7 protein-coding genes are annotated in these 9,976 nt (G+C 40.4%); all 7 read left to right on the forward strand.

What is annotated here, in order from left to right:
- Positions 1-223: 223 nt before the first annotated feature.
- Complete coding sequence (gene cotE, locus ACFXN8_RS25620; protein ID WP_376069413.1) at positions 224-838, forward strand: outer spore coat protein CotE; 615 nt, start codon at positions 224-226, stop codon at positions 836-838.
- Between the two features lie 119 nt (positions 839-957).
- Positions 958-3,549: a DNA mismatch repair protein MutS gene (mutS, locus tag ACFXN8_RS25625; RefSeq protein ID WP_386848222.1), complete on the forward strand. Its 2,592-nt coding sequence runs from the start codon at positions 958-960 to the stop codon at positions 3,547-3,549.
- A 14-nt stretch (positions 3,550-3,563) separates the two neighbouring features.
- Positions 3,564-5,432: a DNA mismatch repair endonuclease MutL gene (gene mutL / locus ACFXN8_RS25630; protein ID WP_386848223.1), complete on the forward strand. Its 1,869-nt coding sequence runs from the start codon at positions 3,564-3,566 to the stop codon at positions 5,430-5,432.
- A gap of 616 nt (positions 5,433-6,048) precedes the next feature.
- Entirely contained in the window at positions 6,049-7,695 is a 1,647-nt protein-coding gene (locus ACFXN8_RS25635; protein ID WP_386848224.1) for a glycerol-3-phosphate dehydrogenase/oxidase, read from the forward strand.
- Positions 7,696-7,698: 3 nt separating this feature from the next.
- A complete protein-coding gene (locus ACFXN8_RS25640) occupies positions 7,699-8,613 on the forward strand; it encodes an alpha/beta fold hydrolase (RefSeq protein WP_386848225.1) in 915 nt (304 codons plus the stop codon).
- The gene (gene miaA / locus ACFXN8_RS25645) at positions 8,600-9,502 is read left to right on the forward strand and encodes a tRNA (adenosine(37)-N6)-dimethylallyltransferase MiaA (protein ID WP_386848226.1); all 903 of its coding nucleotides are present in this window, start codon (positions 8,600-8,602) and stop codon (positions 9,500-9,502) included. Before ACFXN8_RS25640 ends, miaA begins: the two co-directional genes overlap by 14 nt.
- A gap of 90 nt (positions 9,503-9,592) precedes the next feature.
- The gene (gene hfq, locus ACFXN8_RS25650; RefSeq protein WP_370042764.1) at positions 9,593-9,823 is read left to right on the forward strand and encodes an RNA chaperone Hfq; all 231 of its coding nucleotides are present in this window, start codon (positions 9,593-9,595) and stop codon (positions 9,821-9,823) included.
- Positions 9,824-9,976: the final 153 nt, after the last annotated feature.

Here is a 9,976-nt window from a genome sequence, read left to right on the forward strand (position 1 = left end):
GAAAGCGCAGCGACAGCAACAAATGTTTTCTGTGCGAAAGCGCAGCGACAGCAACAAATGTTTTCTGTGCGAAAGCGCAGCGACAGCAACAATTACGCCAAGGCTTCAATATTCATAGAAATTAGCGTGTTTCAGACAACATACTATGAAAAATGAATTTTTCCTTAATTCGATTCTATAAAAATATATGTTCACCCAATAGGCGCTACCTGCATATGATGGAGTGAAAAGAGTCAAAGGAGGAATTGCGCTGAAACGTTTACGACAAATCGTGACGAGAGCAGTAGTTGCCAAAGGGAAGAAGAGAACGGAAGAACGTGTAACATTAAGTCCATCAAATAAACCGACGAGTATTCTCGGTTGCTGGGTCATCAATCATACTTGCTCCGCGAAAAAAGTCGGTAAATTTGTAGAAGTATCAGGGAAATTTGATGTCAATGTATGGTATGCCTATAGTAGTCATTCGAAAACAGCGGTGTTTTCTGAAACGGTGCACTATAAAGACAAAGTGAAGCTTTCTTTTAGAGAAGGCGAAGTGAGTGCTGGCGATGATGTTCGTGTACGTGTTGTTCAAGAACCAAACTGCGTAGAGGCAATCATCTCTCCATGCGGTACGAAATTTGAAATCGTAGTAGAACGTGAAGTCGTAGTAGAGGTAATGGGAGAAACGACGATTTGTATTAGTGTACATCCACTAGATTTCGAAGAGGAATGGAACTTTGATGAGAGCTCATCCTCGTCTTCCTCTAGCTCCAGTTCCAGCTCATCGTCTAGCTCCAGTGAAGAAGGTAGGTATGTTTTAGAGTCCTCATCGTTTCCTGATGAAAGACCAAGATAATACTAAAGATTTTATACATGCGAAGCGCTAGCATCTTAAAAAAGGTGAATTAAGCGTTTCGCATGTATCTTTTGTTATAATAAAAATATCTAAATGGTTAGAGCGAGGGAATTTTTAAAATGACAACATACACACCAATGATGCAACAGTATTTGCAGGTAAAGGAAGATTACAAGGATGCCTTTTTATTTTTTAGATTAGGCGATTTTTACGAGATGTTTTTTGAGGACGCTATTAATGCCTCTCAACTTTTAGAAATTACATTAACGAGCCGAGATGCGGGTGCAAAAGAGCGTATTCCAATGTGTGGCGTTCCGCATCATTCGGCAAAAAATTATATTGAAACTCTTGTGCAAAAAGGCTATAAGGTTGCAGTTTGTGAGCAAACAGAAGATCCGAAGCAAGCAAAGGGTGTAGTGAGGCGTGAAGTCGTACAGCTTATTACACCGGGTACGATCATGGAAGGTAAGTTGCTCGATGGTAAATCCAATCATTTTATTGGTGCTGCAGAGCAATTTGATGATACGACATTTGGCTACGCTTATTTAGACTTATCTACAGGTGAAGCGGTAGCCTCCTCGATTGAGGGCGACGGTAAAGCACTTTTAATGCAAATGCAGGCATACGGTATTCGTGAATTAATTGTCACGGAAAATTTGCAACTGCTATTAGCAGAGCATGCAGTCAATGCGGGTATCGTACTTTCTATTGAAACAGATGAAATGACGTTGGATAAAGCTGCACAGTATGTAGATGCGGTGCCAAATGATTTACAAATGGCTTGCCTTCGTTTGCTTCATTATATCGATAAAACACAAATGCGTTCATTATCACATATTCAAGCGTTTACCTACAATGAAATGAAAAATTATTTACGTATTGACTCTAGCTCTAAACGTAATTTAGAGCTTATTCAATCTATTCGCGGTGGCGATCAAAAGGGCTCACTTTTATGGTTGTTAGATGACACCGTGACTGCAATGGGAGGACGCAAGTTAAAGCAATGGTTACACCAACCTCTTGCTTCACGTGCTGCCATTGAAGCGAGACTAGCAAACGTCACTGATTTGTTGGAGGAGTATTTTGTAAGAACGGAGCTCCAAGCCTCTTTAAAACAAGTATACGATTTAGAGCGTTTAGCTGGGCGTGTAGCTTTTGGTAATGTAGGTGGACGTGATTTAGCACAGCTACGTGATTCATTACGTCAAGTACCTGCCATTCAGCAACAATTATGTGGTGCTAATAAAGAAACATTGCAGAAGCTCGGTGCAGCACTCGATACGTGTGCGGATGTAGAGGCGCTTTTAGCTCGTGCTATCACAGACAATCCACCAATTACGATTAAAGAGGGTGACGTCATTCGCGATGGTTATGAGGAGCGCTTAGATGAACTACGTTATGCTTCTCGCAATGGAAAGGATTGGATTGCGCAGTTAGAACAAGAGGAGCGGACGAAAACAGGCATTAAAAACTTAAAAATCGGCTACAATCGAATTTTCGGATACTATATTGAAATTACGAAATCTAATATCCATTTAGCGGATTTAACACGTTATGAACGTAAGCAAACTTTGGCCAATGCTGAGCGTTACATTACTCAGGGGCTTAAGGAAAAAGAAGCATTAATTTTAAATGCTGAGGAAGAAAGTTTAACGTTAGAGTATAACTTATTTGTGGCAATACGTGATGAATTAAAGGTGTTTATTCCACGTGTCCAAGCGTTAGCGGCAAGCATTAGTGAGCTAGATGTGCTATTAAGCTTTGCAAGTGTTTCAGAGAAATATCGTTTTACGAAGCCTGAGTTTCATGAAGGGCGTTCGCTAGAAATTATTGAAGGGCGCCATCCGGTTGTTGAGAAAATGCTCAATAAGCAAATGTATGTACCAAACGATTGTGTTCTTGAGGGAAATAACAATATGATGCTGATTACAGGACCGAATATGTCCGGTAAAAGTACGTATATGCGTCAGGTTGCACTAATTGTTGTGATGGCACAAATGGGCTGTTATGTGCCTGCTGAAAAAGCTAGATTACCAATTACAGATCAGATTTTTACACGCATCGGTGCGGCGGATGATTTAGCTGCGGGACAATCAACTTTTATGGTGGAGATGTTAGAATCTCAGCACGCCATTACGCATGCTACAAAAAATAGTTTAATGCTGTTTGACGAAATTGGTCGTGGGACATCTACTTATGATGGCATGAGCCTTGCTCAATCTATGATGGAGTACATCCATGATAAAATTGGAGCAAATACACTGTTTTCAACTCACTACCATGAATTAACGGCACTTGAAAAGGAGCTTCCTCGACTGCAAAATGTACATGTATCTGCTACTGAAAAAAATGGCACAGTTGTCTTTTTGCATAAGGTGAAAAAGGGGGCTGCCGATAAATCTTACGGAATTCATGTAGCACAGCTTGCACAATTGCCAGAGGAAATTTTAACAAGAGCACAAGTGCTACTTGAAAACTTCGAGGCTGGAAATGAAGTCGGAAACGAAGTCAGAAACGAAGTAGCCGTGGTACAAGAAGTTGCTGAAAAGCCAATGCAAATGTCACTATTTACGGAAGAGGAACCAACTTCTCCAGCAGAATCTGAGGTACTTAAAAACCTAGAAAAAGTAAATATTCTGGGCACTTCACCAATGCAAGCGATGAATATTTTATACGAATTACAGCAGCAACTAGTAAACGCAAAAAAGTAAAGGAGTGATGCGCTATGGGAAAAATACAAATTATGGACGAGTGGCTGTCCAATAAAATCGCGGCAGGGGAAGTGGTAGAAAGACCAGCCTCTGTAGTTAAAGAGCTTGTTGAAAATGCCATTGATGCAGGAAGTACGTCCATTGATGTTTTTTTACTAGAAGCGGGCCTCACTTCAATTCAGGTCATTGATAATGGTAGTGGTATGGATGAAGAGGATGCATTAATATCATTCTCTCGCCATGCGACAAGTAAAATTCATCAGGAGCATGATTTATTTCGAATTCGTACACTTGGCTTCCGTGGTGAGGCATTAGCTTCCATTGCATCAGTATCAAAAATGACGCTTATTACGTCAAATGGTGAATCAGGAACGTATTTAGAGCTTGAGGGTGGGCATATCGCCACACATAAACCTGGCCCTTTGCGCAAGGGAACGGATCTTACAATAGCACAGCTATTTTTCAATACACCCGCTCGATTAAAATATATGAAAACAATACAGACCGAGCTTGGGCATACAATTGATCTGATGAACCGCCTTGCACTCGGAAATCCACAAATTGCGTTTAGATTGCTGCATAACGGCCAGCAATTGTTACAAACAAATGGACGTGGTGACGTTCAGCAAGTATTAGCTGCCATTTACGGTGTGCATAATGCCAAGAAAATGGTGGCATTCAGTGGTGAGTCACAGGATTATAAAATTTCTGGTTTTGTATCACTACCCGAGGTGACCCGTGCTTCGAAAAACTATATGTCGTTGTTTGTGAATGGTCGCTGGGTAAAGCATTATTTGATACAAAAAGCGATTGTAGATGCCTATCATACGTATTTGCCCATTGAACGTTTTCCGATTGTAGCGCTCTTTATAGAGGGGGACCCTTATTTAACAGATGTCAATGTTCATCCTGCTAAGCATCAAATACGTTTAAGTAAGGAGCCTGAGCTTCTTAAGCTAATCGAGGAAACGATACGAGAGAAGATCCGCAATGTTATTCGAGTACCGTTAATGGAAAAGAAGGAGAAAGTGGCAAAGCCTGATACGGAGCAGTTAAATATTTGGAAACCAGCACCAAAGCTTAATGTGGAGAAAATGAATGCTATTGTAGAAAAACTTTATGATGTACAAACTGTTCAGGAATCAAACAAATTAGATCCAATAGTGCCACAACCTGAATCCGTCCCTACTGCCATTGAAGATAGCTGGCAACCGACACCAGTGATGGAAGCGAATCCTCCTGAAGAAGTGAAGCTAGAGGAGCCAGTGGAAATTCTAGAGGATGAACCAGCTAAAGAGCCATTTCCTGCCCTTGAAGTGGTAGGGCAAATCCATGGCACGTATATTGTTGCACAAATGGAGGATGGCTTTTACTTAATTGATCAGCACGCTGCTCAGGAGCGTATTAAATATGAATTTTTCCGTGAAAAAGTCGGGCAGGTGAACCCAAATGAGCGTCAGACTTTATTACTTCCATTGACCTTCCATTATGCTGCTGACGAGGCTCTTATATTAAGAGAAAATCGACACGAGTTAGAAGCTGTGGGCGTATTTTTAGAGGAATTTGGACAGGCATCATTTGTCGTGAGAGAGCATCCTAGCTGGTTCCCTAAGGGGGAAGAACAGGAAATTATTGAGGATTTAATTGAACAGGTGCTGACAACTAAAAAAGCGGACGTCAAAAAATTACGTGAGGCGGCAGCGATTATGATGAGTTGTAAAAAGTCGATAAAGGCCAATCATTATTTAACGAAAGAGCAAATGGATACGTTATTACAAGATTTACGCAATGCTGACAATCCATTTACATGCCCTCACGGACGTCCAGTACTTATTCATTTTACTACTTATGAAGTGGAAAAAATGTTTAAACGGGTAATGTAGTTGGAACGACGGTGCAAGAGCAACATCAATAGTTAGCATATACAAATGACTCATCACCAAAAGTTGTGGATGACATTTTTAAAAACGTATGCCATGTATATAAGTTGATTGGAGAGGAGACTGGGCGACTCCTCGGGGATTAGCGATAGAGGAACGAAGGCTAAAACCATCACGTTCTGTGATAACGCCTTCATGACCAACATCTGTGCTGTTGCTGTCGCTTCGTTGCACTACGCTTTCGCACAGAATGAAACCCATTTGCTGCCGCTTCGCTTTCGCGCAAAAAACATCTGTTGACCCGAGCCCCTGCAGCGAAGCGGCTCAACGGACGCCGCCAGGAAGCTTTGCTCTGTACGAAAGCGTAGCGACAACAACAATGTTTTATCTGTGCGAAAGCGTAGCGACAGCAACAATTGTTTTATCTGTGCGAAAGCGTAGCGACAGCAACAACAACAAAGCGCCCAGTCGGAACGGAAATCAACCACACGTTATGGTGATGAGCTATACAAATGAATTTAGAATTTCTATGCTTAAGGTTATTGCTAGTTTAATCAGGTTAGCATACGCAGTAGAAGTTACAGGTATTTTCAAAATATAGCAAATGGGGGAGAAAGATATGTTTTCATTTGAGCATCGTCCTAAAATTATGCATTTTTTAGAGCAATATAGCTTTGACGTTTTAGTCATTGGTGGCGGCATTACTGGTGCTGGCATAGCACTCGATGCAGCATCTAGGGGGTTATCAGTTGCTTTGATTGAGAAGCAGGATTTTTCTGCTGGTACATCAAGCCGTTCAACAAAGCTTATTCATGGTGGACTTCGTTATTTAAAGCAACTTGATGTAGGTGTAGTAGCAGAAGTTGGGCGTGAACGTGAAATTGTTTATGACAATGCTGTTCACGTTACAACGCCTGAAAAAATGCTACTCCCATTGTATAAAAAGGGCTCACTTGGCCCATTGTCAACATCATTGGCATTGAAGGTATATGATCGATTAGCTGGTGTTAAAAAGCACGAACGTAGAACCATGTTAAACGCTCAGGAAACGGCAGCGCTAGAGCCTTTACTCAATCGAGATGAGCTTATTGGTGGTGGCTATTACGTTGAATATCGTACAGATGATGCCCGACTAACAATTGAAGTGCTAAAAAAAGCTGCAGAATATGGGGCACTTTGTTTAAATTATGCGGAAATGACAGGATTTTTATATGAGAAGAAAAAGCTTGTTGGGGCACAAGTGACGGATCATGTTACAGGGAAAACAATCGAAGTGCATGCAGCGCAAATCGTCAATGCGACTGGACCTTGGGTGGATGAGGTCCGCCAAAAGGATAAAGTAGTAGACAAAAAGCAATTACGTCTCACAAAAGGGGTCCATATTGTCCTTGATCAAAAGGATTTTCCATTACAGCAAGCAGTGTACTTTGATATAGTGGATGGGCGTATGGCCTTTGCAATTCCACGTGATGATAAAACTTATGTAGGGACAACAGATACAGTTTACGAGGGAGACCCTGTACATCCGGTCGCTACCCAAGAGGACGTTGATTATTTAATTGTAGCTGCAAAAACAGTCTTTCCAACTGCAAATATTTCAAGAGATACGATTGAATCGTCGTGGGCAGGTGTGCGTCCACTTATTTTTGAAAAAGGCAAGGATCCATCCGAAATTTCACGCAAAGATGAGATATGGACGGCTCCAAGTGGGCTAATAACGATTGCGGGTGGTAAACTAACGGGCTACCGTCAAATGGCAGAAACAATCGTTGATAAAATTGTGAAGATCCATAAATTTAAGCACGCAAGTCCATGTGTGACACGTGAGTTATCACTTTCAGGTGCAAAGGGCATTAATGCCATCAATTTCCCTGATTATAGTTCTTATAAAGCTAAAGAGGGCGTTCAGTATGGCCTTAATTATGATGAAGCAAAACAGCTTGTACAAAAATATGGCACAAATGTTGACGCATTGTATAACCAGGTGAAATATTTGCATGAGCATGGAAGTACGATGCCTTTGGTCTTACATGCCATGCTACTTTATGGGATAGAAGCGGAAATGGTGTACACGCCAAGTGATTTCTTTATTCGTCGAACAGGTTTATTATACTTCGATATTGATGCAGTAAAATGTTATAAACAGCAGGTTATTCAAGTTATGCAACAACATTTTCACTATACAGAGTCACAAAGAAATACTTATGTAGCTCAACTAGAGCAAGCTATTTTAGATGCAACAAATTTTGCGGAGGAAGGAGTGTAGGGAATGCGTTATATTGAAATGTCAGATGGCCATTTTTTGTTTACTCGAACATTAAAGCCATCGAAGCCTTGTATTGGTCATATTCATATTTTGCACGGTATGGCGGAGCATAGTGGACGTTATATTAAATTTGCAAATAGCCTAAACGAAGCGGGCTATGCAGTGACAATGCATGATCACCGAGGGCATGGAGAAACAGCAGCCTATAATGGCACACTAGGTTTTTTTGCTGAACAAAATGGGTTTGATCGCGTCGTAGAGGATGCGCATGAAGTAGTAACATTGTTGCATGAACAATTTACAGATGTACCTTTAATTTTATTTGGTCATAGTATGGGATCGTTCATTACTAGAAAATATATACAATTGTACAGCGATCAAGTGGATTGTGTGATTCTTTGTGGAACAGGGAATGTTACAGCATTGCATACGATGGGGAATTTAGTAGCAAAAGTATTAGCCAAACAGCTTGGTAAAGAGACGGAGAGCAAGATATTAAATAAGCTGAGTTTTGGTAGCTTTAATAAACAATTCCCAAATTCGAAGACTGCTTATGATTGGTTATGTTCAGTAGAGGACGAAGTGGGAAAATATATAGATGATCCGTATTGCGGCTTTATCCCAACAAATCAATTCTTTGTGGATTTAACAACAGGTTTTATGTCGTTAAATCGTAAAAGTGAGATAGCAAAAATACAGAAAGACTTACCGATATTGTTGATAAGTGGTAGTAAGGATCCAGTAGGAGAGCAAGGCCAAGGTGTATACGCTGTTGCTGAACAATTTGCAGCAGCGGGTATACAGGATGTGACGGTTTACTTATTTGAGGATAAGCGCCATGAAATCCTAAACGAGGACAATCAAGAGGCAGTCTATCAAGTTTTATTACGGTGGTTAGAAAAATATGATACAAGATAAAATACAGCAGGCAGAGGTTGTAGCAATCGTAGGGCCTACTGCATCTGGGAAAACAGCATTAAGCATTGAGTTAGCAAAAAAATATAATGGCGAAATCATCAACGGTGATTCCATGCAAATCTATCGAGGCTTAGATATTGGTACAGCGAAAATTACTGAGGAAGAGATGGAGGGTGTACCCCATCATTTACTAAGCTTCAAAGAGCCGACAGAGTCCTTTTCAGTAGCAGACTATCAAAAATTAGTGCGAGCTAAAATTGCAGAAATTCAAACGCACGGTAAGCTACCGATTATTGTAGGGGGCTCGGGTTTATATGTGCAGGCAGTACTCTATGATTTTCAATTTACAGAGGAGCAGGTAGATGAGGCGGCACGAAAAGCCTATTATGCAGAACTAGAGAAATTGGGTCCAGAGGCAATGCATGCTAAGCTTAAAAAACTTGATCCACAAACAGCTGAGACAATTCATCCAAATAATACTCGCCGTGTTATACGAGCGTTAGAGATGATGGAACTTAGTGGCGTTTCAAAGGCATCCGAAGCACAAAATCGTGGAGAAGTTCCACTGTACAATCATGTGATTATAGGGCTTGGGCAAAATATGTCACGTGAAGTGCTCTATGATCGTATTAACCTTCGTGTTGAAATAATGATGGAAAAAGGGCTTTTAGAAGAAGTAAAAGGCTTATGGCAGCAAAACATTCGAGGTGTGCAGTCAATCCAAGCAATCGGCTATAAAGAATTATATGATTACCTAGATGGAAAATGTTCTTTAGAAGGAGCCATCGACAGTTTGAAGCAAAATTCTCGCCGCTATGCGAAAAGACAACTAACATACTTCCGAAACAAAATGGATGTATATTTTGTTAATAATGACGAAAAACTTTAATTAATTTCTAAAAATTACTAATTGCCAAATTGGTAGAACATGCTACTATAGGAATGAAGAGGTAGAAAGAGAGTATAGGGAGGCATTTTGATGAAATCAATTAACTTGCAAGATACATTCTTAAACCATCTACGTAAAAACAATGTTTTTGTAACTGTGTTTTTATTAAACGGATTTCAGTTAAAAGGAACTGTGAAATCCTATGATAATTTTACAGTATTATTACTAGATGCTGATAGCAAGCAACACCTTATTTACAAACACGCTATTTCTACATTTGTTCCAGCAAAGCAAGTAGATTTTTTAGAGACAGACGAATAGAAACATTAGAGTAAAACAGTTAGTGTTCATGACACTAGCTGTTTTTTTGCCTTCAGGCTATAATGTAAGAGGAAATCGACATATTGGAGGACTACACAGATGAAGACTATGGATACAACAGAAATAGTAGAACTATTAGATGCGAACGAAGAC

The organism is Lysinibacillus sp. NPDC059133 (assembly GCF_042755925.1).
Taxonomy (GTDB): domain Bacteria; phylum Bacillota; class Bacilli; order Bacillales_A; family Planococcaceae; genus Lysinibacillus.

Coding starts and splice junctions, on each gene's coding strand:
- mutS (WP_386848222.1), top strand. CDS start 958: ATGACAACATACACACCAATGATGCAACAGTATTTGCAGGTAAAGGAA.
- mutL (WP_386848223.1), top strand. CDS start 3,564: ATGGGAAAAATACAAATTATGGACGAGTGGCTGTCCAATAAAATCGCG.
- ACFXN8_RS25635 (WP_386848224.1), top strand. CDS start 6,049: ATGTTTTCATTTGAGCATCGTCCTAAAATTATGCATTTTTTAGAGCAA.
- ACFXN8_RS25640 (WP_386848225.1), top strand. CDS start 7,699: ATGCGTTATATTGAAATGTCAGATGGCCATTTTTTGTTTACTCGAACA.
- miaA (WP_386848226.1), top strand. CDS start 8,600: ATGATACAAGATAAAATACAGCAGGCAGAGGTTGTAGCAATCGTAGGG.
- hfq (WP_370042764.1), top strand. CDS start 9,593: ATGAAATCAATTAACTTGCAAGATACATTCTTAAACCATCTACGTAAA.